The organism is Allobosea eneae (assembly GCF_042657265.1).
In the GTDB taxonomy this organism is placed as follows: Bacteria; Pseudomonadota; Alphaproteobacteria; order Rhizobiales; family Beijerinckiaceae; genus Allobosea; species Allobosea eneae.
Genome location: NZ_JBHSLW010000009.1, coordinates 213,878 through 235,302, shown reverse-complemented (window position 1 = coordinate 235,302; position 21,425 = coordinate 213,878). Strand labels below are relative to the sequence as shown.

Sequence of the window (21,425 nt, the reverse complement as noted above, 5' to 3'; positions counted from 1 at the left end):
GGCTGCCATGATTGCCGCGAAGCCGCCACAAAGCGGCCCCAGCTGCGAACTTCAGTAACTATCTGAGATACGGAAGAATTAAGCCCCTTGGGGCAGGCTGTGGAGCAGAAAGTGCTTCGTAGCTCGTTCAGGGGCGGATGATTGCACCAGCGGGCGGCGGCGTGGCACATCTGGCGCCCGTCAGGTGGGGTGGCGGGACAGAGTTTGAATGGACGCGCGCGTATTCGATAAGTCGAAGCTGCCCAGCCGGCACGTCAGTGTCGGGCCGGCCCGTGCGCCGCATCGTTCCTATTATTACGCGATGGGCATGACCGCGAAGCAGATCGCGCAGCCCTTCGTCGGCGTCGCCTCCTGCTGGAACGAGGCCGCGCCCTGCAACATCGCCCTGATGCGCCAGGCCCAGGCCGTGAAGAAGGGCGTCGCCTCCGCCAATGGCACGCCGCGCGAGTTCTGCACGATCACCGTGACCGACGGCATTGCCATGGGCCACCAGGGCATGAAGTCGTCGCTGGCCTCGCGCGAGGTCATCGCCGACTCGGTCGAGCTCACCATGCGCGGCCATTGCTATGATGCGCTGGTCGGCCTCGCCGGTTGCGACAAGTCGCTGCCCGGCATGATGATGGCGATGGTGCGCCTCAACGTGCCCTCGATCTTCATCTATGGCGGCTCGATCCTGCCCGGCAATTTCAAGGGCCGCCCCGTCACCGTCCAGGACGTGTTCGAGGCGGTCGGCAAGCATTCGGTCGGCGCCATGTCGGACGAGGACCTGAAGGAGCTCGAGGAGGTCGCCTGCCCGTCCTCCGGCTCCTGCGGCGCCCAGTTCACCGCCAACACCATGGCGACGGTCGCCGAGGCGATCGGCTTGGCGCTGCCCTATAGCTGCGGCGCGCCGGCGCCCTACGACGTGCGCGACACCTTCTGCTACACCGCCGGCGAGATGGTGATGGAGCTGATCGCCCGGAACATCCGGCCGCGCGACATCGTCACCCGCGAGGCGCTTGAGAATGCCGCGATGGTCGTCGCGGCCTCGGGCGGCTCGACCAATGCGGCGCTGCATTTGCCGGCGATCGCACATGAGTGCGGCATCGACTTCGACCTGTTCGCCGTCGCTGAGATCTTCAAGAAGACGCCCTACGTCGCCGATCTGAAGCCGGGCGGAAAATACGTCGCCAAGGACATGTTCGAGGTCGGCGGCATCCCGCTTTTGATGAAGACGCTGCTCGACCACGGCTATCTGCACGGCGACTGCATGACCGTGACCGGCCGCACCATCGCCGAGAACCTCGCCTCGGTGAAATGGAATGACCAGCAGGATGTGGTCTACCCGGCAAACAAGCCGATCACGCAGACCGGCGGCGTCGTCGGTCTCGAAGGCAACCTCGCTCCCGAGGGCGCGATCGTGAAGATCGCCGGCATGCCGACCGAAAGCCTGGTCTTTACCGGTCCGGCGCGCTGCTTCGATTGCGAGGAGGATGCCTTCAAGGCCGTCTCCAACCGCGACTACCAGGTCGGCGACGTGCTGGTGATCCGCTATGAGGGCCCCAAGGGCGGCCCCGGCATGCGCGAGATGCTCTCGACCACTGCGGCGCTTTACGGCCAGGGCATGGGCGACAAGGTTGCGCTGATCACCGACGGTCGATTCTCCGGCGCGACCCGCGGTTTCTGCGTCGGCCATGTCGGTCCCGAGGCCGCCGTCGGCGGGCCGATCGGCCTGCTCAAGGATGGCGACATCATTGAGCTCGACGCCATCACAGGAAAGCTCGCAGTCCGCCTTTCTGATGCCGAACTTGAAGCGCGTCGTAAGGACTGGACGCCGCGCCAGACGGACTATCGGTCGGGCGCGCTTTGGAAATACGCGCAGACGGTTGGATCCGCCAAGGGCGGCGCCGTCACCCATCCGGGAGGCGCAGCCGAGACACAGTGCTATGCGGATATCTGAGGCCATCATTGCCGGAGCGTTGCTTGCTCTGGGCTGCCAGCAGGCAGCCTGGGCGCAGAATGCGTCCGTAGAGCGTGTGCCGCTGCCGCCGCTCCCGATTCCCGGCGCCGCCCTGCCGGAGCCGGAAGTGGAGAGCCGCGCTGCGCCCGTGCCGCTCAGCCGTGGCGCGATCGCGCCGGCGCCGAGCGGGCCGGCCGCCCATACCGCCTTGCCGATCGCCCCGTTCAGCAGCGCCCGCGATGCGCTGAAGGCCTGGATGCGCGATTCCACGGCCGGCGATCAGGCCGGTGCCGTCAAGGCCCTCGAATATGCCGCTGCGCAGGGCCATCTCGCCGCGCAGTTCAAGCTCGGCCGCGTCTATGCCAGCGGCGACGGCGTTCCAACCAATGATCTCAAGGCCTTCGAGTATTTCTCGAAGATCGCTGACGAGAATGCCGACAGGATTCCCGGCACCTCTGACGGGCGCATCGTCGCGGCCGCCTTCGTTGCGCTCGGCGGCTATTTCCTCGACGGGATCAAGGGCAGCTATGTGAAGCCCAATCCCGACCGCGCCTTCGACATGTTCCATTACGCCGCCTCGTATTTCGGCGACCCGGACGGCCAGTACAATCTCGCCCGGCTCTATCTCAACGGCACCGGCGTGTCGCGCGATCCGCGCCAGGCGGCGCGCTGGATGAAGCTCGCAGCCGAGAAAGGCCATGCCCCGGCGCGGGCCGTCTTCGGCGACATGCTGCTGCGCGGCGGCGACGGCGTGCCGCGCCACCCGATCATTGGGCTGATGTGGCTGGCGCTGGCCCGCGAGGGCGCCGATGCCGCCCGCGAGGGCTGGATCGTCGAGCGCTACGATGCCGCTTTCGCTAGTGCGAGCGCGAGCGACCGCACGGCCGCTTTGGCTCTGGTTGAACGCCAGCACGTCCGCGCCGAGCGGCGCTAAGGGACTGGCTGCATCCAGCTTTGGCATGGCGGCGTAGCCGAGGTGTCTGACCTCGGAGTTCTCGCCATGCGCGACGCCGCCTTCTTCAGCTTCATCGCGGTCTGTGCCGCGCTCGCCTTTCACGGCGCCGGCGCCCAGGAGCGCTTTGAAGACTGGCCCCCGCTGACGGACCCGTTCCCGAGCACGGGCGGCGGCGGCATCATGATCCACGATTACGATCCGATCGTCGCCGATGGCAAATGCACGACAAAGTTCCGTGCCGTCGAGCCGAATGGAACGACCTATCACAACCTGATCGAGTTCGAGGCTGTCGAGACGCAAGGCGGTGTGCTTTGCAGCAAGGGCCGTTGGCGTTCGGCCGACGGCAGCGCGAGCGGCACGACGCCGTTCCGCGTCTTCATCAAGGGTGGCGTCAGGCGCGGCTCGCCGGAATAGATGTGCCGAGGCCTCAGTTCAGCTCGATCAGCACCGGGACATGGTCCGAGGCCTTGTCCCAGCCGCGGACATGCTTGGCGATCGAGACGGCGCCGAGCCTGTCGGCGGCCTGTGGCGAGAGCAGCAGATGGTCGATGCGGATGCCGTTGTTCCGCTGCCAGGCGCCGGCCTGATAATCCCAGAAGGTGTAGAGGCCGGGGGCATCAGTGGAGGCGCGCAGCGCTTCGGTGAAGCCGAGGCTCTGCAACTTGCGGAAGGCTGTGCGGGTCGGGGCTAAGAACAGCGCATCGCCGGTCCAGGCGGCGGGATCGCGGGCGTCGCGCGGCTCGGGAATGACGTTGTAGTCGCCGGCCAGCACCAGCGGCTCCTCATGCGCCAGCAGACCCTTGGCGTGGACCGCAAGGCGCTCCATCCAGGCGAGCTTGTAGGGGTATTTCTCGGTGTTCGGCGGGTTGCCGTTGGGCAGATAGATCGAGGCGAGGCGTACCACGCCGGAGCCTAGCGGCAGCACGCCTTCGAGATAGCGCGCCTGCTCGTCGCTCTCATCGCCCGGCAAGCCGCGGCGGACATCCTCAAGCTTGCTGCGCGAGATGATGGCGACGCCGTTGAAGCCCTTCTGGCCGTGGATCGCGACCTGCCAGCCGGCTTCCTCGATCTCGGCGCGCGGGAAATCGGCGTCGACGCATTTCAGCTCCTGCAGGCAGAGCGCATCGGGCTCGGCTTCCTTCAGGAAGGCGAGGACGTGGCCGAGCCGCTGACGGATCGAATTGACGTTCCAGGTGGCGATGCGCAAGGGCCGGCTCCGATTCAGGCGAGCGGAGACTAAGAGACGGCCGGGCCGTCAATGCAAGTCAGCAGCGGTCAGAAAAAACCTCCCGGCCGGGGCCGGGAGGTTCGAAGAGCTCAGCCTGCGACGGCCTTTACGGGCAGGCGCGGACCACGCCGCCGGTGGCGATGTAGGTACCGGTCGACGGGTCATAGCTGCGGAAGCGGCGCGAGCAATAGGCGATCGCCTCGGCGTCCGGCTCGGCATAGACCGGGGCGGGCGCGACATAGACGGGCGGCGGCGGCGCGGCATAGACCGGCCCGGGGGCGAGCAGGGCGCCGGCAGCCAGGGCGCCGAGCGCACCGGCGGCGATGCCTGCACCAACGGCTGCGCCGCGGTTGTAGCGATAGCCCCGGCCGTAATAGCCGCCGCGATACCCGTAGCGGGGCCCGCCGTAATAGCGACGATACTGCACCTGCTCGACCAGGTTCGGCGCACTGGCGGTCGCAACGGCGGCCTGCGCCGGTGCGAGCGGAGCAGCGACAACCGGTGTAGCGAGAGCAAAACCACCAGCGAGGGCGGCGGCGATCAACGTCGTCCTGATCATCTCGAACTCCTTGTCCCTCCCGGCTGGGAGGATTTTTCGGGCGAATTCATCGGCTACCCGAACACAGTCACCGTGCCTGCAGAAGTAGACGCAAAACGCGGCGAAATTTCAACGACTTCGATCGCCTCCTTGCATTTTTCGGCTTGCACGCCGCTGCGGCAGGCCCCATTTGGCGGACGTTTCCGCAACGCACAATCCATCTGGGAGCTCCATGTCGCAGCCCGTCGACCCCGCCGACCTTCCCACCGGACGCCTGAAGCCGCTGCCGATGGTGATCTTCGCCTCGCGCTGGCTGCAAGTGCCGCTTTATCTCGGCCTGATCGTGGCGCAGTGCGTCTACGTTTTCCTGTTCCTGAAGGAACTCTGGCATCTCGTCACCCACGCCTTCGACTTCAGCGAGCAGCAGATCATGCTGGTTGTGCTCGGCCTGATCGACGTGGTGATGATCTCGAACCTGCTGATCATGGTGATCGTCGGCGGCTATGAGACCTTCGTCTCGCGCCTGCGCCTGCAGGGACATCCCGACCAGCCGGAATGGCTCAGCCACGTCAACGCCTCGATCCTCAAGATCAAGCTGGCGATGGCGATCATTGGCATCTCGTCGATCCACCCGCTGCGGACGTTCATCGAGGCCGGCAATATCGGCGGACCGACGGCGACGAACTACACCACAACGGGTGTATTGCTGCAGACGCTGATCCACTCGATCTTCATCGCTTCGGCGATCGGCATCGCCTGGGTCGACAAGATGACGCTCGGCGGCCCCAGCAAGGGGCATTGAGGCTTGCCGGGCACTGCGAATCGAAGAGCCCGGCTCGCTAGAGCGACTTCGGGCTGTCACGCTCGCCAAAAATAGTTGTTCGCGAGCGATTGCCGACCGGTTTTCGCTGACATGGCCGGCACGGTCCGATGAGCGGGACGATGCTCTTTGGAGGATCGTCCCTGCCATAGCAGAAGGTGCCGATCGGCGAGATGCGGCGGAAGTTCGTGCATCCGGCGCAGCAGGACGGCGCGAGCTCTGCCGGCGCTTCGGCACCCGTCGGTCGGGAGAAGCCCGACGATGAGGGAATGACGGAGCTCGCAGTGAGTTAGATCAGTTGCTGCGCGACCACTTCACCGAGCGGCAGATCATGCCGCCGAAGACGCAACCCGCGGTCGTCAGCGTTTCGCCCGCGAGCGACATCGTGCCGGAATAGGTCTTGCCGTCCTCTGGGTTGAAGGCGCTGCCGTTCCATTTGCCGGCGCCGGACGGCTTCATGTCGTAGAAGATGCGCTGGCCGACCTTGGCCGGGCCGCCGGCCTCCTTGAGCCAGGAGATGGTGCCGCAGATCGCCTCGCCGCATTTGGTGAAGCGCACCTTGGAGGCGCCGGTGTCGCGCAGCCAGGTACCGGTAACGTCCTGGGCCGAAGCGGGGACGGCGACGGCAAGCAGCAGGCCGGCGGCAGTGATCAGGCGAATAGCCATGGCGTTCCTCCTCGTTGCTGGCGATCTCTGTCGCTCAGATGGTTCAGATATAAACCATATCTGAAGCGGCGCCAGCTTCCAAGACCGCTCTTCATCAACGCCCGGTCGGCGCGCTGACCTTGGGGCAAGGTGAATCCCCGGTTGACGCGCTCGCTGGCTTCGGATTCAGAGTCGATTGAAATCATTGCTGAATTCAGCGCGCAAGCCTGAATCAAATCTTGCTTTAACCGCTCGTTTGCGTCTCGTTGAGCTTCGATTCATCTCAAACTTTAGCGGGTTGTTTTACCGCCCGGCCCGAACCTCTCCTCACAAGCCGCGCCCTCAAGGCGGCCGGCATCGCAGGACAACAGGGAGAGTTTGTCATGGCACGCATGGAGATGAGCGCGATCCCGGCCTCGCTGGCGATCCCGATGGAAGCGTCTGCCGACGCCTATTACGAGCTCGGCCTGATGCACGCCTGCGGCCGCACCGGCCCGGTCGATCTGGTTGCGGCGCAGACCTGGTTCAACGTCGCCTTCGCCAAGGGCTGCGCCCGTGCCGCCGCTCACCGCGCCGAGCTGGCGCTGGAAATGAGCCGCGACGAGGTCGCCGAGGCCCTGCGCGAGGCGCGCCGCTTCCTGACCCGGCACTGAAGCGCAAACCGGCCGTCGCAGCCTTGTGGCTCGGGGAGGGCGCCGCTATAAGCGCGCCGCATTCCCGATTTTCCCGCAAGGATCACAACGATGGCTGTCCAGCGTACCTTCTCCATTCTCAAGCCCGACGCGACGAAGCGCAATCTCACCGGCGCGGTCAACGCGGTCATCGAGAAGGCCGGCCTGCGCATCGTCGCGCAGAAGCGCATCCAGATGACCACGGCGCAGGCGCAGACCTTCTACGCCGTCCACAAGGAGCGTCCCTTCTTCGGCGAGCTCGTCGAGTTCATGACCTCCGGCCCGGTCGTCGTGCAGGTCCTCGAAGGCGAGGACGCGATCGCCAAATATCGTGAGGTGATGGGCGCCACCAACCCGGCCAACGCCGCCGAGGGCACCGTCCGCAAGCTCTTCGCCCAATCGGTCGGCGAGAACACCGTGCACGGCTCGGACGCTCCGGAGACCGCCGCGATCGAAATCGCGCAGTTCTTCGCCGGTAACGAGATCGTCGGCTGAGCCGATTTCGTGTCCTGAGAATGAGAAGGGCGGGTCCGCCGGACCCGCCCTTTTTCTTTGCCAGGTTGAAGCGCCTCAGAACCCGAGGTCGAAGGCGTAGCTGGCCGAGAGGCCGAAGGTGATGGAGTCGCGGTCGCCATAGGTCTTGACGATCGGCGTCTTGGCCGCGTCGCCCATCAAGTGCTTATACTCGACATAGGCGGTGGTCTGCAGCTTGTCGGACCAGTGATAGGTTGCCTGAGCGATCGCGCCGACGGAGTGGACGCCGGCATTGTAGCGCTGCAGCAGGCCGCCGGTGCCGGCGGCAGTGCCGCCGAAATAGGTGCGGACATAGTCGGCGCCAACGATGGTCATGCGCGGTCCGATGCCGAGCGACCAGGCGCCGATGCGCTGGAAGACATCCACCTTGGCCTCCGCGACCAGCGCATCATGTGCGACGATGCCGCGGCGCAGGTCGACGCGGGTGCGCAGCCAGGAGGTCGGGTAGAACTCGACGAAGGCGCCGGCCTCGGCGCCGAATTTGGTGTCCGGCACGCCCGTGATGCGCAGGGCGACATTGGTATCGGCCTTGCGCTGCCAGAGCAGGTTGCCGGAAAAGCCGACGCGCCAGGCCTGGCCTGAGAAGAAGCCGATGCTGATCGCGTCGTCCTCGGAGGTCCACCAGGTGCTCTTGGTGCCGCGCCCCAGCGAGATGATCGGCCGCGGCCGGAAGACGTAATCGTTCGATCCGGAGTAGTCCGGCTGGTAGCGCAGGCCGGCGCCCAGCGTCAGGTGCCAGTTCTGCACCTGCTCGGGCGAGGTGTATTGCGCATATTGGGAGGACTGTGCCTTCGCCGGGGCGGTCAGCGCCAGGGAAAGGCAGGCGGCCGCAAGGCCGGCAAGGAACGCAACGCAACGCATCGTCAGAACTCCGGCGCCATGGCGCCTTGGACTACTCGGATGCGGCCAAACTGAATCATTAGTCTTAACCCGGAGTTGACGAGCAGCCGCCTGCGACATCGCTGCGCGTATGGCTGATGGCCCGGCCGAATCCCCAGCCGCCGGATGCCGGCACCTTGGCCTGCCGCAGCGGGGTGATGCAAGAGCCGCGCTTCCGCCGACCCTGGACCTGTTCTAGGAAGGGAGCATGACAGAGCTTCCCCGTATCGCGCGCCAGCCCTCGGTCTGCCCGCATGATTGCCCTTCGGCCTGCTCGCTCGAAGTCGAGGTCATCGACGGCAAGACCATCGGCCGAGTCCGTGGCAACAAGCGCCAGAGCTACACCGATGGCGTGATCTGCGCGAAGGTCGCCCGCTACGCCGAGCGCATCCATCATCCTGACCGGCTGCTGCACCCCTTGCGCCGCACCGGGCCGAAGGGCTCCGGCGCCTTCGAGCGCATTTCCTGGGACGAGGCGCTGGACGAAATCGCCGAGCGCTTCCTGGCGATCGAAGCCGAGCACGGCACCGAGGCGGTCTGGCCCTATTACTATGCCGGGACCATGGGCCTCGTGATGCGCGACGGCATCAACCGCCTGCGTCATGCCAAGCGCTATTCCGGCCAGTACTCGACGATCTGCACCACCACCGCGTGGACCGGCTTCATCGCCGGCACCGGCAAGCTCGCCGGGCCCGACCCGCGCGAGATGGCGAAATCGGATTGCGTGGTGATCTGGGGCACCAACCCGGTGCACACCCAGGTCAATGTCATGCACCATGCCGTCAAGGCGCGGAAGGAGCGTGGTGCCAAGATCGTCGCGATCGACATCTACCGCAACGCCACGCTCGACCAGGCTGATCTGCCGCTCGTGCTGAAGCCCGGCACAGACGGTGCGCTCGCCTGCGCCGTCATGCATGTGCTCTTCCGCGACGGCCATGCCGACAGCGACTATCTCGCCCGCTTCGCCGATGCGCCCGACGAGCTCGAAGCCCATCTCGCCAGCCGCACGCCTGAATGGGCGGCGGCGATCACCGGCCTCAGCGTCGCCGAGATCGAGGAATTCGCCACGCTCGTCGGCACCCGCAAGAGGAGCTTCTTCCGGCTCGGCTATGGCTTCGCCCGTCAGCGCAACGGCGCGGTCAACATCCACGCCGCCTCCTGCATCCCGACCGTGACCGGCGCCTGGCAGTATGAAGGCGGTGGCGCCTTCCATTCCAACAGCGGCATCTACAAATGGCGCAAGGGCCTGATCGAGGGGCTCGACAAGATCGACCGCAACGTACGCCAGCTCGACCAGTCGCAGATCGGCCGCGTGCTCACCGGCGATGCCGACGCCTTGCGCCAGGGTGGGCCGGTCAGGGCTCTGTTCATCCAAAACACCAATCCGGTCACGGTTGCGCCGGAGCAGGAACTGGTGAAGCGCGGCTTCGCCCGCGAGGATCTCTTCACCGTCGTGCACGAGCAGTTCATGACCGAAACGGCGCAGATGGCCGACATCGTGCTGCCGGCGACGCAGTTCATGGAGCATGACGACCTCTATCAGGGCGGCGGCCACCAGCACATCATGTGGGGCGGCAAGCTCGTCGAGCCGCCGGGCGAATGCCGCTCGAACCATGAGGTGATCTGCGCTTTGGCACAGCGCCTCGGCGCCGAGCATCGCGGCTTCACGATGACCCCGCGCGAGATCGTCGACTGGACCTTGCAGGAGACCGGCCGCGGCACGCTGGAAGAGCTGATCGCCAATGATTTCATCGACATCCAGCCGGATTTCGAGACAGCGCATTATCTCAAGGGCTTCGGCTGGCGCGACGGCAGGTTCCGCTTCAAGCCGGACTGGACCAAGGTCCCGAACAGCAATGCCGGTCTCGTCGGCCCGCACGAGACGCTGCCTGCGCTGCCGGATCACTGGGCGGTGATCGAGCAGGCCGATGACGAGCATCCGTTCCGGCTCGCCACGAGCCCGGCCCGCAATTTCCTGAACTCCAGCTTCACCGAGACGCCGACTTCCCAGAAGAAAGAGGGCGCGCCGACGCTGATGCTGCATCCGGACGATGCGGCGGGACTCGGCATCGCTGCGGGCGATCACGTCATCGTGGGCAATCGGCGCGGCACGGTCGAGCTCGACGCGGTGCTGTTCGACGGTCTGGTGCGCGGCGTCGTCATCGCCGAATCGATCTGGCCGAACGGCGCCCATCGCGGCGACCGCGGCATCAACACCATCACCGGCGCAGATTCGCCCGCGCCTTATGGCGGTGCCGCTTTCCACGACAATAAGGTCTGGATTCGCAAGGCGGTGTGACCTTTGCGTCATTGCTTTTTCGCTGGCGCTATGGACCATCCGCGCCCGGGCGACGGCATGGCCTGTCAGGGGAGATTCGGATCTCCCGGGCTGAAGCCGCGGAAACGGACAGTGCGAACAATGATCAAGCGGCGGGTTGGTGCGGTCGTGTGGGCCGCTGGATTGTCCCTGTTGGTTTCGGCCGGTGCGGCGCTCGCCGCTGGCAGCACGAGCGCACTGCCGCCCCCCGATCCGACGGCGAAGAACCTGACCCCCTACATGATCCAGCTGCGCGCCTTCGACGCTTGCCTGGTCACCCAGTCGCGCCTGATGAACACGACCCGCGAGGCAGTGCACAGCCCGTGCAGCTGCTACGCCAAGGGTACGGTCAACGCCATGACCAAGGACGAGCTCCAGGCCTTCCGCGACACCGGCTACTTCAACGACTCGGCCCGCGAGAAGGGCTACGACTTCATCGACCGCTGCAAGTTGAAGCGGCCCTGACGGGAAGGCGGCTCAGGCCGCCTTAGCTTTCTCGTCCTTGAAATAGCGCTCGCGCATCCGGCCGGCATAGGCGACGAGGTTGGGGTGCTCCTGCAGCGCCTCGCGTAGCGGCGAGTCGAAGACCTCGCAGAGCCCGGCGATCATGAAGGCGCCGAGCGTCGCATCGGCCCCGGATGGATCGGGCCCGGTCAGGTAGGGTTTGCCGCCCAGGATTCCGGCGAGCGCATCCAAGGCCCGGCGCGCCAGCTCCAGCCGCTCGGCGTCGCTGTGGCGACCGATGCCGTGGCCGTGCAGATTGCGGCTGATCCGGCGTTTGATCATCGCGACCACCAGCGGCCGCAACGGGGCCGGCACGGCGTCGAAGAAGCGGCGCGGTCCGCGGTCGAAATTGGCAGGATTGACCCAGCGCTCCTGCACCACCAGCCAGTACATGTGGTCCTCGAGCATTTTTTCGACGGCCCAGGCGATGCCACGCTGCTCGGCCGACAGGCCCTTGTCGAAGTCGATCCCGTGCGCCTGCTCCAGATGCATGCGGATGAAGGTGGTGTCGGGAATGGTCTTGTCGCCGTCGCGCAACACCGGGAATTTGCCCTTCGGTGCCTTCTGCAGATTGCCGCGCACAGGTCGATAGGGCAGGCCGGACATCTCCATCAGGATGATGCCCTTCATGCAGAACGGACTGGGGTCGGGCTGACCGAAGGCCGGACCGAAGACGTGAAGCTCCAGCATGTTTCCTCCCGGACGATGCCTTCAGTATGCAGCATGCTGCTGCCACGCTCCTGACAATTAATGTCAGTGCGAGTAGAGCAGGATAAGCTTACGCCATCTTCCTATCAGCGGAACTACGCCATGCAGCGCGCTGAACGCTTGCTCGATCTGATTCAGGGGTTGCGCCGCCGGCGTCGCCCCGTCACGGCCGAGACGCTCGCCTCCGAGCTCGATGTCTCCGTCCGCACCGTCTATCGCGACATCGCCGCCTTGCTGCGCCAGGGCGTGCCGGTGCGCGGCGAGGCCGGCATCGGCTATGTCCTCGATGCCGGCTTCGACCTGCCGCCGCTGATGTTCTCGCCCGACGAGATCGAGGCGGTGCTGGTCGGCATGCGCTGGCTCGCCGAGCGTGCCGATCCGACACTGGCGCGCGCCGCCGAGGACGTCGTCGCCAAGGTTGCGGCGGTGCTGCCCCCGCACTTACGCCCGATCCTGCTCGACGGCGCCCTGTTCGCGCCGGCCTATTGCAAGGATTCGGCTGTTGTCGACCAGGTCGACGCTGCTGCCATCCGCGCCGCGATCCGCAATGGCCGCAAGCTCGACATCGCCTATCGCGACGAGGCCGGGGCCGAATCGCGGCGGATGATCTGGCCGATCGGCATGACCTTCTTCGACCGGGTCCGCGTCGTCATCGCCTGGTGCGAGCTTCGGCAGGCCTTCCGGCATTTCCGCACCGACCGGATCGCCGAGCTCACCGCCCGCGAGGAGCGCTACCCGGCCCGCCGCGCCGATCTGTTCCGGCGCTGGCAGAAGGAGGAGCAGGAGGCTGCGGCGAGGCGGGCGATGGAGCAGCAGACGCTGCAGGGAGAGGCGGTGACGGTGCAATAGCGGGCAGACACCCGTCAACACGTGCCTTATGGGTCTTTCCGTTCGTTCAAGGCGCGCAGGCTTTCCGCCGCCTGTACAACGCCGGCCTGCGCAGCCTGTTCGTACCAGCGCCGGGCCTGCGGCAGGTCCTGAGCGCCGCCATGGCCCTTCTCCAGCATGATGCCGAGATTGTACATCGCGGTCCTTTCGCCGCCTTGCGCAGCCTTCTCGAACCAGCGCCGCGCTTCCGGCAGGTCCGTCGGTCCGCCCAGGCCGCCTTCCAGCATGGCGCCGAAATTACTCATCGCCCGGACCTCGCCGGCCAGCGCGCCCGCTTCGTACCAGCGCCGCGCCTGCGGCAGGTCCTCGGGCCCGCCGGCGCCCATGCGCAGCATGTCGGCCAGATTGTTCATCGCGCCCGAATGGCCGGCCTGGGCGCTGCGCTCGAACCAGAGCCGGGCTTGGGGCCGGTCCTGCGGCCCGCCGCGCCCTTGGGCCAGCATGACGGCAAAGTTGTTCATGGCCTCGGGAGCGGTATCCTTGAAGAGTTCGGCAAGCCAGCGCCGGGCACTTGGCAGGTCGCGGGGCATGTCCGGGCTTTTGATGCGGTCGAACTGAAGCATCACGCTTCGTTCGCCCTCCTGCGCGGCCTTTTCGAGCCAGCGCCGGGCTTCCACTTCGCTCTGCGGCCCGCCCAGTCCGCTCTCGAGCAGTCGGGCCGAATGATACATCGCGTCGTCGTTACCGGCCTTCGCTGCGGCGTCATACCAATGCCGTGCATCCGGCAAGCTTGAAGGGCAGCCGAGTCCACCCTCCAGCATCCGGGCGAAGTCGTACATCGCCCAGGCATACCCGGCTTTCGCGGCCTGCTCGTACCATTGCCGCGCCTGCGGCAGGTCTCGCGGACCTCCCTGGCTCCTGTCGAGCATGAGGGCGAAGAAATACATCGCCTCCGGATTGCCGGCCTGTGCGCCCTTCTCGAACCAGCGCCGAGCCTCCTGTCGGTCCTCCAGCCCGTCGAAGCCCTGCCGTAGCGACTTGCCGGCCTTGACCATAGCCGCGACATGACCTGCTTCAGCCGCCAGTCGATAGGCAGCGAGTGCCTCTTCACGGCGCCGCGCGCGCTCATAGGCACGACCGAGCTGATAGGGCAGCCGGCGAAGATCCGGCCGTTCATCGACGGCCGCCCGGCAGGCGACGATGGCGTGATCATCGCGATGTGAAAATGCTCGGCCTATGGCGCTCGCTATGTCCGGGACCGCGCGAACTCTCTCAGGGTCATCCGGGTCACTGGCGAGTGCATCGCAGCTGCGCACATTCGCAGTGTCCGCGGAGGCCGAGCCGCCGGGAGAACCGTACGCCAACACCGCGCTGACATAGTTTGAGACTGGCGCCCACAGTGCGAATCCGACCCCGCCGAGCAACAATCCGATGGAAATCCAACGAAACATTACGAAGCCAGCCCCCGATTCAACGCTCGGTTGCGGTGATTGCCTCGCCAGATGCCGGCTGTCGAGGCGACTTTGCCGGGATAGTTAGCGGCGGAGCGGTGAGATGGGCTCTATCCGCCCAGCTCACATTAATCGGACGATAACGGACCTCTAGGCGCCGACCGCCACTCCGTCTTCCAGCCTGATCGCTCCCGATGCCACCAGCGCCAGCGCCTGCGGGTAGATCCTGTGCTCCTGCTCCAGCACGCGCGCCGACAGGCTCGCCTCGTCGTCGCCGGGCAGGACCGGCACCTTGGCTTGCAGGATGGTCGGGCCGGCGTCGAGCTCGGGCACGACGAAATGCACGGTGCAGCCATGCTCGGCGACGCCAGCTTCGAGCGCGCGGGCATGGGTGTGCGTGCCGCGGAAATCGGGCAGCAGCGAGGGATGGATGTTGATCATCCGGCCCTGCCAGCGTGTCACGAACCAGGGGGTCAGCACCCGCATGAAGCCGGCGAGCACGACGAGCTCGATCCCATGGGCCTGCAGCTCGGCTTCGAGGGCCCGCTCGAAGGCTTCGCGGTCTTTGCCGAAGGGGCGGTGATCGACGCTGGCCGTGGCGATGCCGGCCGCCGCCGCCCGTTCCAGCCCGCCGGCATCCGGCCGGTTGGCGGCGACCAGTACGATCTCGGCCGGGAAATCGGCAGCCTTGGCCGCCTCGATCAGTGCGACCATGTTCGAGCCGCGCCCGGAGATCAGAATCGCGGTCCGCACCCGCCTTGCCGTGCTCACAGGGCGAGCTTCCCGCGATAGGTGACGGCTTCCTCGGCACCGCGCGCCGTGACTTCGCCGAGCTTCACCGGCTTCTCGCCGGCCTCGGTCAGCGCCGCCATCACGGCATCGGCCTGGGCGGCTTCGGCGACGACGATCATGCCGATACCGCAGTTGAAGGTGCGCAGCATCTCGCGCTCGGCGACGCCGCCGACCTTTGCGAGCCAGCCGAACACCGGCGGCACGGCGATCGCCGGCAGGTCGATCGCGACGCCGAGATCGTCGGGCAGCACGCGCGGGATGTTGTCGGGGAAGCCGCCGCCGGTGATGTGGGCAAGCGCCTTGATGCCGGGCGCGGCCTTCAGCGCCTGCAGCAGGCTCTTCACATAGATCCGGGTCGGCTCCAGCAGCGCTTCGGCCAGCGTCTGCTCCGGCGCGAAGGGGGCGGGCCCCTCCCAGCCGAGGCCCGAGAGGGCGACGATGCGGCGCACCAGCGAATAGCCGTTGGAATGCACGCCGGAGGAAGGCAGGCCGAGGACGACGTCGCCCGCGACGACATCGGCGCGCGGCAGCAGCGTGCCGCGCTCGGCGGCGCCAACGGCGAAGCCGGCGAGATCGTAGTCGCTGCCGGCATACATGCCCGGCATCTCGGCGGTCTCGCCACCGATCAGGGCGCAGCCGGCCTGGCGGCAGCCCTCGGCGATGCCGCGGACGATCTCGACGCCGGCCTTCGGGTCGAGCTTGCCGGTTGCGTAATAGTCGAGGAAGAGCAGCGGCTCGGCGCCCTGCACGACGAGGTCGTTGACGCACATGGCGACGAGGTCGATGCCGATGGTCGAATGCCGGCCGCTCTCGATCGCGATCTTGACCTTGGTGCCGACGCCGTCATTGGCCGCGACCAGGATCGGGTCGCTGAAGCCGGCGGCCTTCAGGTCGAACAATCCGCCGAAGCCGCCGATCTCCGCGTCGGCGCCCGGCCGGCGCGTCGAGCGCACCAGCGGCTTGATCGCGTCGACCATGGCGTTGCCGGCATCGATGTCGACGCCCGCCTGCGCATAGGTCAGCCCGTTGGCGCCCGGTTTCGTCATCGGCTTCAGCTCCTTTGCTAAGGCGAGCGAATAGGCAAGGGCAGGGCGGGGGGCAAGCCCTTCCGCGAAAGCGTTTCGCACTTCTTCCACCCATGTTCTACCCTGAGGTGCGAATCCGTCGGCAGGCCTCCCGCGATGACGCTTCCAAACCTCATCACCATCGCCCGGCTGATCCTGGTGCCCCTGGTGATCGTCATGATCGTCAACGGCCGCTGGGACGAGGCCTTCTTCCTCTTCGTTGCTGCTGGCATCTCCGATGCGATCGACGGCTTCATCGCCAAGCGTTTCGACATGAAGAGCGAGCTCGGCGCCTATCTCGACCCGCTCGCCGACAAGGCGCTGATCGTCTCGATCTACATCACCCTGGCCATCATCGGCATCATCCCGGTCTGGCTGGTCATCGTCGTCGTCTCGCGCGACCTGATGATCGTCACTGCCGTGATCCTGTCCTGGCTGATGGAAAAGCCGGTGACGATCGCGCCGATCGTCGTCAGCAAGCTCAATACAGCCGCCCAGCTCGTCTTCGCCGCGCTGGTTCTCGGCTCGAAATCCCTTGGCATCGACGTCGCCGCGATCATGCCGGCGGCGCAGATCGTGGTTGCGGCCTTGACGCTTGCCTCCATGGGCGCCTACCTCGCGCTCTGGCTGCGGCATATGGCGGGCTGAGCCGGGTCCTTGGATGGTTCGGCGCGGATCACCATAATCAGGGCCGATAGGTTCCGTAGAGGCGAGTGCATGAGTCTTCAGCGTCAACTGCTCTTCTGGCTGCTCGCCCTCGCCGTTCTCGTGCTCGCGCTGGTGCTGTTCCGGGACGTGCTGCTGCCCTTCATCGCGGCGCTGGCGCTGGCCTATCTGCTCGATCCGCTGGCCGACCGGCTGGAGCGCTGGGGCCTCAGCCGGCTCACCGCGACGATCGCGATCCTCTGCCTGTTCCTGCTCGTCTTCATCATCGGAACGGTGCTGCTGGCACCATTGCTCAGCCAGCAGCTCGCCGGGCTGGTGGCGCGTCTGCCGGGCGATGCCGCCAAGCTGCAGGCGCTGATCATGGAGCGCGGCGCGCCGCTGATCGAGCGCTTCGGCGGCGCCAAGCTCGCCGAGGATGCGCAAAGCTCGCTCGGCAATCTCGTCGGCGAGGCGACCAAATGGGCCGGCGGCTTGCTGGCATCGCTCTGGTCGGGCGGCACCGCGATCATCGGCGTGTTCTCTCTGCTGGTGCTGACGCCAGTCATCGCCTTCTATCTGCTCGCCGACTGGGACCGCATGGTCGGGACCGTCGACGGCTGGCTGCCGCTCGACCACCGCGACACCATCCGCGGCCTGCTGCACGAGATGGACGTCGCCATCGCCGGCTTCCTGCGCGGTCAGGCGCTGGTCTGCCTGCTGCTCGGAACCTTCTATGCGATCGGCCTGTCGCTGGTCGGTGTCAATTTCGGCGCACTGATCGGCATCATCAGCGGTTTTCTCTCCTTCATCCCCTATGTCGGCTCGCTGACCGGGCTCGTCCTCTCGGTGGGCGTCGCCACCGTCCAATTCTGGCCGGACTGGACGATGCCGCTACTGACGCTCGCCGTCTTCGCCGCCGGCCAGTTCATCGAAGGCAACATCCTGCAGCCCAAGCTGGTGGGCGACTCCATCGGCGTGCATCCGGTCTGGCTGATGTTCGCGCTGTTGGCCTTCGGCTCGCTCTTCGGCTTCGTCGGCCTGCTGCTCGCCGTGCCGCTAGCGGCGGTCATCGGCGTGCTCGCCCGCTTCCTGCTACGGCAATACCTTGCCAGCCCATATTATCGCGGCCGTAGCGCGCCAGCGACCAAGACCCATGTCGAGCTTTGAGCCGCCGGTGAAGCCTCGCCAGCTCGCCTTCGACCTCCCGGTCGACGCTCGCCATGGCGTCGAGGATTTCCTCGTCGGCCCTTCCAACGAGCAGGCCTATGGGCTGATCGAGAGCTGGCCGGGCTGGCCGGCCTCCTGGCTGCGGCTGGTTGGCCCGGAAGGGGCGGGCAAGACCCATCTCGCCGCGATCTGGGCGGCGCGCGCCCATGCCTGGACGCTGTCGGCGGAAGAGCTCGACGAAGCCAAGGTGCCGCATCTGGCTTCAGGTGGCGCGCTGGTGATCGAGGATTGCGACCGTGCTCCGCTCGATGAGCCGGCCCTGTTCCATCTGCTCAACGCCACCAAGGCGCGCGGCGCCTCCGTCCTGCTGACGGCGCGGACCGAGCCGGGACAATGGGGCCTGAAGGTGCCGGACCTGCTTTCGCGCCTGCGCCTGGCGCCGCAGGCCGAGATCGCGCCGCCCGACGATGCGCTGCTGCGCGCGCTTCTGGTCAAGCTCTTCGTCGACCGCCAGCTCATCGTCGACACCGGCACGATCGAGGCGCTGGCGCTGCGGATGGAACGCTCCTTCGCCGCGGCGCGCGATCTTGTCGATGCTATCGACAAGCTATCGCTCGAGCGCGGCCGGCGCGTCACCCGCGCCATGGCCACCGAGGTCGTCGCCTCGCTTTTCCCGGACGAGTAACGGGAACGGTCGCATTGGCCGATCTTGGTTTCGGCCTTTCGCACCAAACCCTGGTCATCCCGGACCAGCCGCGAAGCGGCGCCGATCCGGGATGCATTCCTGAGCCTCTCCGAATAAGGTTCCGGAATGGGTCCCGGGTCTCCCTCCGTTCGCCCGGGACGACTCGCGATGAGGATATGCCGAGAGGGCTTCTCCTAAGCCTTCACTGTGACCGCCGTCCCGGTCAGGCGGGCATGGATCGTCTCGATCAGGAGGTCGTGCGCCCGCGCCGCGATCGCGTCGAGCGACGGCGTCTTGACGAACATGGCGGCGGCCTTCTCGGCCAACTCCTCGCGGCTCGGCAGGGTCGGCATGTGCCATTGCGCGATCGCGTCCTGCGCCTGCGCCTGCATCGCATGCAGTTGCTCGCTGGCCCGCGCCTGCAGCGCGGCGAGCGCCTCGCGGAACTCGGGCAAAGTCAGCGTCGGCAGATGCAGCTCGGGCAGGCCGGGCACGTTGGCATAGGCGTCGCGCACGGATTGGACGATGCGCTCGACCGGGACGGAGGCGGCGAGCCGCTCGGCCGAGCGCTCGATCACGCGCGGCGGCAGCGCCTGCGAGCGCTCGACCACCGCCTGCGGCGGAGCCCTCAGGTCCCAGACCAGGCGCAGCTTCGACAGGCCGAGGATCAGGTAATAGGTCGGGTCCCACTGCCACCAGCGAAAACCCTGGCGGACGCTGTATTGATAGGCGTGGTGGTTGTTGTGCCAGCCTTCGCCCATGGTGATGATCGCGAGCCACCAGTTGTTCCGGCTTTCGTCGCCCGTGACATAGTCCTTGTCGCCATGCACATGCGCCAGCGAGTTGATGCAGAAGGTGCCGTGATAGACCGCGACCGTCGACCAGAAGAAGCCGACGAACAGGCCGCTCCAGCCGTCGATGGCAAAGCAGATCAGCGCCAGCGCGAAGGCCGGCAGCAATTCGAAGCGATGCAGGAAATTGAGTTCGGGGAAGCGCGTCAGATCGGTGACGGTCGAGGTGTCGCAGCGGTCATGGCCGTTGCTGAAGATCCAGCCGACATGGGAATAGAAGAACGAGGTCAGCACCGGCGAATGCACGTCGTGCTCGGTGTCGGAGAAGCGGTGGTGGTGCCGGTGCTTCGAAGCCCACCAGATCACGCTCTTCTGCGCCGTCGACTGGGCGAGCAAAGCGAGCACGAACTGGCCGAGCCGGCTGGTCTTGTAGGTCCGGTGCGAGAAGTAGCGGTGATAGCCGCCGGTCACCGCGAACATGCGCAGCCAGTAGAGGCCGAAGGCGAGCCAGAGCGAGGTCGCGCTGACGCCGCTCCAGAGCGCGCCGAGGCAGGCCAGATGCGCCAGCACGAAGGGAATGGCCGAGGGGTAGACGATATCGCCGTGATCGTCGGCGTGCTGCTGCTCTGACAAGGTCGTTCTCTGGACTGCATTTGAAGGCATGCGGGATTCGCATGCCGACCAAACAGCAGGGGCGGGGCGGGCGCAAGCGCCCTCAGCGCCGCAGCACAGGAAATGGCAGGACGTTGACGATCAAGCGCAGCGCGGCGGCGCTGAGTAGCGCTGCGATGAAAGGCCAGTACGCCATGTCGAGCTGGGCGCGCTTGCCGAAGGTGACCATGAAGCTCAGCCAGATGTACCAGGCGCCGAACAGATGCAGCCGGCGCCAGGCGACCGCGCCGATCAATGCGGCTGTCCGATCGAAGGAGGTCGCCGCCATCGCTGCGATCACGAGATAGGCGCTGCCGCCGGCGATCAGCATGCTCGATCCGCCCAATGCCGCGAAGAGCTGCGGGTCGGTGACGGCGAGCGCTATGATGGCGATGGCGTGTAGTAGATGCGAGACGGCGAAGCCGAGCCCAAGCTGCCGCCGGTTGCGCAATTGCCAGCGCGTCCACGGATTCTGGCAAATGCGGAACAGGGCGGAGGCGGTGAAGGCGAGCAGGAAGAGGGCGAGCGAGGTCCGCGCCGTCAGCCGGATCGCCATGCGGATGCTATCGCTGCCGCCGATGGAGGCGAAGGCGGCGACGCTTGCGACAGTCAGGATCGCTGCGAGAGCGCCCAGAAGGGGCCAGCCCTCCAGGCCGGCCGGAAGGGCCGGACTGCGCCTGTTCTCGTTCGACATCGCGCTTTCCCCTGAGTGACCGTGACATGTAATCAATGATTACATGTCACGGCCTGTGCGGCAATGAGATGTAATCGATGATTACATGATCGTGATGGCTGGCATAGGGTTCAGCCCGGCTGCTGCCGGGCGGGAAACTGGTCTAGGCTCGCGGCGATGAGCACGACGAAAGCGAGTCGGACGGGGTGGAGAGGGAGCGCAGCCAGCGCCTCGACCTATCATCACGGTAATCTGCGCGAGGTGCTGATCGCGGAGGGCTTGGCGCTGGCGGCAGAAGGCGGCCTCGACGCCGTCAGCATCCGGGAGGTGGCGCGCCGAGCCGGCGTCTCGCCGGCTGCCCCGTTCCGGCACTTCCCCGACAAGGTGGCCCTGATGACCGCCGTCGCCGAGGAGGCTATGGCACGCTTCCGGGCCGAGATCGTTGTCTCGCTTCAACGCGAGACCAGCGACGACCCGATCCGGCGCATCCGCGCCATCGGCAAGGCCTTCCTCGACTGGGCCCGGCGCAATCCGACGCATTTCGAGATCATCTCCTCGCGCCGGGCGATCGATTTTGCCGGGTCGGCCTCGCTCGGCGCGAGCAACGCCGAAATCCAGGCGCAGATGGTGAGTTTGCTCGACGAAGCGGCGCGGCGCGGGCTTCTGCGCGTCGACGATCCCGCTCTGATCCAGATCACCGGTCGCGCGTTGGTCTATGGCCTGGCGCGCATGTTGATCGACGGGCAGTTTCCGAGCTGGGGCGTCACGGAGGACGAAGCCGAGGGTGTGATGGAGCGCTCGCTCGATCTTTTCCTTGCCGGCCTGCTCAAGGCCCCAGCATCCGCTGGCGCGGGTCGTTCATGACGTTTGCGCCTCGCCTGTCATCGAACCGTCACGCTACGGTGGCTTCAAAGCGAAGGCGGCCGCTGCGGCTGCAAGC

At 66.5% G+C, this 21,425-nt stretch carries 24 protein-coding genes; 14 read left to right on the top strand and 10 right to left on the bottom strand.

The window, feature by feature from the left end; translation table 11 throughout:
- Positions 1 to 208: 208 nt before the first annotated feature.
- The 3 genes from ilvD (at position 209) to ACFPOB_RS07410 (ending at position 3,308) form a co-directional block, all read left to right on the top strand.
- Complete coding sequence (gene ilvD, locus ACFPOB_RS07420; protein WP_377797131.1) at positions 209 to 1,939, top strand: dihydroxy-acid dehydratase; 1,731 nt, start codon at positions 209 to 211, stop codon at positions 1,937 to 1,939.
- Positions 1,926 to 2,873 carry a tetratricopeptide repeat protein gene (locus ACFPOB_RS07415; protein WP_377797129.1) on the top strand — a complete coding sequence of 316 codons (948 nt, stop codon included), beginning with the start codon at positions 1,926 to 1,928 and terminating at the stop codon, positions 2,871 to 2,873. The genes ilvD and ACFPOB_RS07415 overlap by 14 nt, the downstream gene beginning before the upstream one ends.
- A gap of 66 nt (positions 2,874 to 2,939) precedes the next feature.
- Positions 2,940 to 3,308: a hypothetical protein gene (locus ACFPOB_RS07410; protein WP_377797128.1), complete on the top strand. Its 369-nt coding sequence runs from the start codon at positions 2,940 to 2,942 to the stop codon at positions 3,306 to 3,308.
- Between the two features lie 13 nt (positions 3,309 to 3,321).
- On the opposite strand, the gene xth is transcribed toward ACFPOB_RS07410, so the two are convergent.
- Together xth and ACFPOB_RS07400 are read right to left on the bottom strand one after the other, a co-directional pair.
- Positions 3,322 to 4,101 carry an exodeoxyribonuclease III gene (gene xth / locus ACFPOB_RS07405; protein ID WP_377797127.1) on the bottom strand — a complete coding sequence of 260 codons (780 nt, stop codon included), beginning with the start codon at positions 4,099 to 4,101 and terminating at the stop codon, positions 3,322 to 3,324.
- A 127-nt stretch (positions 4,102 to 4,228) separates the two neighbouring features.
- Positions 4,229 to 4,681 carry a BA14K family protein gene (locus ACFPOB_RS07400; protein WP_377797125.1) on the bottom strand — a complete coding sequence of 151 codons (453 nt, stop codon included), beginning with the start codon at positions 4,679 to 4,681 and terminating at the stop codon, positions 4,229 to 4,231.
- A gap of 211 nt (positions 4,682 to 4,892) precedes the next feature.
- On the opposite strand from ACFPOB_RS07400, the gene ACFPOB_RS07395 reads away from it, so the two are divergent.
- On the top strand, positions 4,893 to 5,462 hold the full coding sequence (locus ACFPOB_RS07395; RefSeq protein ID WP_377797123.1) for a TIGR00645 family protein: 570 nt from the start codon (positions 4,893 to 4,895) through the stop codon (positions 5,460 to 5,462).
- A 312-nt stretch (positions 5,463 to 5,774) separates the two neighbouring features.
- On the opposite strand, the gene ACFPOB_RS07390 is transcribed toward ACFPOB_RS07395, so the two are convergent.
- Positions 5,775 to 6,146 carry a DUF2147 domain-containing protein gene (locus ACFPOB_RS07390; RefSeq protein ID WP_377797121.1) on the bottom strand — a complete coding sequence of 124 codons (372 nt, stop codon included), beginning with the start codon at positions 6,144 to 6,146 and terminating at the stop codon, positions 5,775 to 5,777.
- A 362-nt stretch (positions 6,147 to 6,508) separates the two neighbouring features.
- On the opposite strand from ACFPOB_RS07390, the gene ACFPOB_RS07385 reads away from it, so the two are divergent.
- Positions 6,509 to 6,778 carry a sel1 repeat family protein gene (locus ACFPOB_RS07385; RefSeq protein ID WP_377797119.1) on the top strand — a complete coding sequence of 90 codons (270 nt, stop codon included), beginning with the start codon at positions 6,509 to 6,511 and terminating at the stop codon, positions 6,776 to 6,778.
- A gap of 90 nt (positions 6,779 to 6,868) precedes the next feature.
- Positions 6,869 to 7,291 (top strand): nucleoside-diphosphate kinase, encoded by a 423-nt coding sequence (ndk, locus tag ACFPOB_RS07380; RefSeq protein WP_057192434.1) that lies wholly within the window; start codon positions 6,869 to 6,871, stop codon positions 7,289 to 7,291.
- A 75-nt stretch (positions 7,292 to 7,366) separates the two neighbouring features.
- On the opposite strand, the gene ACFPOB_RS07375 is transcribed toward ndk, so the two are convergent.
- A complete protein-coding gene (locus ACFPOB_RS07375) occupies positions 7,367 to 8,191 on the bottom strand; it encodes a MipA/OmpV family protein (protein ID WP_377797117.1) in 825 nt (274 codons plus the stop codon).
- Positions 8,192 to 8,417: 226 nt separating this feature from the next.
- Here ACFPOB_RS07375 and ACFPOB_RS07370 point away from each other — a divergent pair, with 226 nt between their 5' ends.
- Positions 8,418 to 10,508, top strand: a complete 2,091-nt coding sequence (locus ACFPOB_RS07370; protein ID WP_377797115.1) for a molybdopterin-containing oxidoreductase family protein — start codon at positions 8,418 to 8,420, stop codon at positions 10,506 to 10,508.
- Positions 10,509 to 10,679: 171 nt separating this feature from the next.
- Positions 10,680 to 10,991 carry a hypothetical protein gene (locus tag ACFPOB_RS07365; RefSeq protein ID WP_377797113.1) on the top strand — a complete coding sequence of 104 codons (312 nt, stop codon included), beginning with the start codon at positions 10,680 to 10,682 and terminating at the stop codon, positions 10,989 to 10,991.
- Positions 10,992 to 11,003: 12 nt separating this feature from the next.
- Here ACFPOB_RS07365 and ACFPOB_RS07360 read toward each other — a convergent pair whose 3' ends face one another.
- On the bottom strand, positions 11,004 to 11,720 hold the full coding sequence (locus tag ACFPOB_RS07360) for a glutathione S-transferase family protein (RefSeq protein WP_377797111.1): 717 nt from the start codon (positions 11,718 to 11,720) through the stop codon (positions 11,004 to 11,006).
- A gap of 120 nt (positions 11,721 to 11,840) precedes the next feature.
- On the opposite strand from ACFPOB_RS07360, the gene ACFPOB_RS07355 reads away from it, so the two are divergent.
- On the top strand, positions 11,841 to 12,587 hold the full coding sequence (locus tag ACFPOB_RS07355; RefSeq protein WP_377797110.1) for a helix-turn-helix transcriptional regulator: 747 nt from the start codon (positions 11,841 to 11,843) through the stop codon (positions 12,585 to 12,587).
- A 26-nt stretch (positions 12,588 to 12,613) separates the two neighbouring features.
- Here the strand turns inward: ACFPOB_RS07355 and ACFPOB_RS07350 are convergent, their stop codons facing one another.
- On the bottom strand, positions 12,614 to 13,621 hold the full coding sequence (locus ACFPOB_RS07350; RefSeq protein WP_377797108.1) for a tetratricopeptide repeat protein: 1,008 nt from the start codon (positions 13,619 to 13,621) through the stop codon (positions 12,614 to 12,616).
- 9 nt (positions 13,622 to 13,630) lie between these two features.
- On the opposite strand from ACFPOB_RS07350, the gene ACFPOB_RS07345 reads away from it, so the two are divergent.
- Positions 13,631 to 13,789, top strand: a complete 159-nt coding sequence (locus ACFPOB_RS07345; RefSeq protein WP_377797106.1) for a hypothetical protein — start codon at positions 13,631 to 13,633, stop codon at positions 13,787 to 13,789.
- A 378-nt stretch (positions 13,790 to 14,167) separates the two neighbouring features.
- Here the strand turns inward: ACFPOB_RS07345 and purN are convergent, their stop codons facing one another.
- On the bottom strand, positions 14,168 to 14,770 hold the full coding sequence (gene purN / locus ACFPOB_RS07340; RefSeq protein WP_377797104.1) for a phosphoribosylglycinamide formyltransferase: 603 nt from the start codon (positions 14,768 to 14,770) through the stop codon (positions 14,168 to 14,170).
- A 14-nt stretch (positions 14,771 to 14,784) separates the two neighbouring features.
- On the bottom strand, positions 14,785 to 15,855 hold the full coding sequence (gene purM / locus ACFPOB_RS07335; protein WP_377797102.1) for a phosphoribosylformylglycinamidine cyclo-ligase: 1,071 nt from the start codon (positions 15,853 to 15,855) through the stop codon (positions 14,785 to 14,787).
- Between the two features lie 135 nt (positions 15,856 to 15,990).
- Between purM and ACFPOB_RS07330 the strand changes: the two genes are divergently transcribed.
- The 3 genes from ACFPOB_RS07330 (at position 15,991) to ACFPOB_RS07320 (ending at position 18,370) form a co-directional block, all read left to right on the top strand.
- Positions 15,991 to 16,521 carry a CDP-alcohol phosphatidyltransferase family protein gene (locus ACFPOB_RS07330; protein WP_377797100.1) on the top strand — a complete coding sequence of 177 codons (531 nt, stop codon included), beginning with the start codon at positions 15,991 to 15,993 and terminating at the stop codon, positions 16,519 to 16,521.
- 69 nt (positions 16,522 to 16,590) lie between these two features.
- Positions 16,591 to 17,685: an AI-2E family transporter gene (locus tag ACFPOB_RS07325; protein ID WP_377797098.1), complete on the top strand. Its 1,095-nt coding sequence runs from the start codon at positions 16,591 to 16,593 to the stop codon at positions 17,683 to 17,685.
- A complete protein-coding gene (locus ACFPOB_RS07320) occupies positions 17,672 to 18,370 on the top strand; it encodes a P-loop NTPase family protein (RefSeq protein WP_377797096.1) in 699 nt (232 codons plus the stop codon). The genes ACFPOB_RS07325 and ACFPOB_RS07320 overlap by 14 nt, the downstream gene beginning before the upstream one ends.
- Before the next feature lie 194 nt (positions 18,371 to 18,564).
- Here the strand turns inward: ACFPOB_RS07320 and ACFPOB_RS07315 are convergent, their stop codons facing one another.
- Together ACFPOB_RS07315 and ACFPOB_RS07310 are read right to left on the bottom strand one after the other, a co-directional pair.
- Positions 18,565 to 19,794 (bottom strand): acyl-CoA desaturase, encoded by a 1,230-nt coding sequence (locus tag ACFPOB_RS07315; protein WP_377797095.1) that lies wholly within the window; start codon positions 19,792 to 19,794, stop codon positions 18,565 to 18,567.
- Between the two features lie 82 nt (positions 19,795 to 19,876).
- Positions 19,877 to 20,506, bottom strand: coding sequence for a hypothetical protein (locus ACFPOB_RS07310; protein ID WP_377797093.1), 630 nt, complete (start codon positions 20,504 to 20,506; stop codon positions 19,877 to 19,879).
- A gap of 156 nt (positions 20,507 to 20,662) precedes the next feature.
- Between ACFPOB_RS07310 and ACFPOB_RS07305 the strand changes: the two genes are divergently transcribed.
- On the top strand, positions 20,663 to 21,349 hold the full coding sequence (locus tag ACFPOB_RS07305) for a TetR/AcrR family transcriptional regulator (RefSeq protein WP_377797091.1): 687 nt from the start codon (positions 20,663 to 20,665) through the stop codon (positions 21,347 to 21,349).
- The last annotated feature ends 76 nt before the right edge of the window (positions 21,350 to 21,425 follow it).

Coding starts and splice junctions, on each gene's coding strand:
- ACFPOB_RS07375 (WP_377797117.1), bottom strand. CDS start 8,191: ATGCGTTGCGTTGCGTTCCTTGCCGGCCTTGCGGCCGCCTGCCTTTCC.
- ACFPOB_RS07385 (WP_377797119.1), top strand. CDS start 6,509: ATGGCACGCATGGAGATGAGCGCGATCCCGGCCTCGCTGGCGATCCCG.
- ACFPOB_RS07350 (WP_377797108.1), bottom strand. CDS start 13,621: ATGGTCAAGGCCGGCAAGTCGCTACGGCAGGGCTTCGACGGGCTGGAG.
- ACFPOB_RS07400 (WP_377797125.1), bottom strand. CDS start 4,681: ATGATCAGGACGACGTTGATCGCCGCCGCCCTCGCTGGTGGTTTTGCT.
- ACFPOB_RS07310 (WP_377797093.1), bottom strand. CDS start 20,506: ATGTCGAACGAGAACAGGCGCAGTCCGGCCCTTCCGGCCGGCCTGGAG.
- purM (WP_377797102.1), bottom strand. CDS start 15,855: ATGACGAAACCGGGCGCCAACGGGCTGACCTATGCGCAGGCGGGCGTC.
- ndk (WP_057192434.1), top strand. CDS start 6,869: ATGGCTGTCCAGCGTACCTTCTCCATTCTCAAGCCCGACGCGACGAAG.
- ACFPOB_RS07345 (WP_377797106.1), top strand. CDS start 13,631: ATGACCTGCTTCAGCCGCCAGTCGATAGGCAGCGAGTGCCTCTTCACG.
- ACFPOB_RS07320 (WP_377797096.1), top strand. CDS start 17,672: ATGTCGAGCTTTGAGCCGCCGGTGAAGCCTCGCCAGCTCGCCTTCGAC.
- ACFPOB_RS07415 (WP_377797129.1), top strand. CDS start 1,926: ATGCGGATATCTGAGGCCATCATTGCCGGAGCGTTGCTTGCTCTGGGC.
- ACFPOB_RS07370 (WP_377797115.1), top strand. CDS start 8,418: ATGACAGAGCTTCCCCGTATCGCGCGCCAGCCCTCGGTCTGCCCGCAT.
- ACFPOB_RS07410 (WP_377797128.1), top strand. CDS start 2,940: ATGCGCGACGCCGCCTTCTTCAGCTTCATCGCGGTCTGTGCCGCGCTC.
- ACFPOB_RS07330 (WP_377797100.1), top strand. CDS start 15,991: ATGACGCTTCCAAACCTCATCACCATCGCCCGGCTGATCCTGGTGCCC.
- ACFPOB_RS07360 (WP_377797111.1), bottom strand. CDS start 11,720: ATGCTGGAGCTTCACGTCTTCGGTCCGGCCTTCGGTCAGCCCGACCCC.
- ACFPOB_RS07395 (WP_377797123.1), top strand. CDS start 4,893: ATGTCGCAGCCCGTCGACCCCGCCGACCTTCCCACCGGACGCCTGAAG.
- ACFPOB_RS07305 (WP_377797091.1), top strand. CDS start 20,663: ATGAGCACGACGAAAGCGAGTCGGACGGGGTGGAGAGGGAGCGCAGCC.
- ACFPOB_RS07390 (WP_377797121.1), bottom strand. CDS start 6,146: ATGGCTATTCGCCTGATCACTGCCGCCGGCCTGCTGCTTGCCGTCGCC.
- ACFPOB_RS07325 (WP_377797098.1), top strand. CDS start 16,591: ATGAGTCTTCAGCGTCAACTGCTCTTCTGGCTGCTCGCCCTCGCCGTT.
- ilvD (WP_377797131.1), top strand. CDS start 209: ATGGACGCGCGCGTATTCGATAAGTCGAAGCTGCCCAGCCGGCACGTC.
- ACFPOB_RS07355 (WP_377797110.1), top strand. CDS start 11,841: ATGCAGCGCGCTGAACGCTTGCTCGATCTGATTCAGGGGTTGCGCCGC.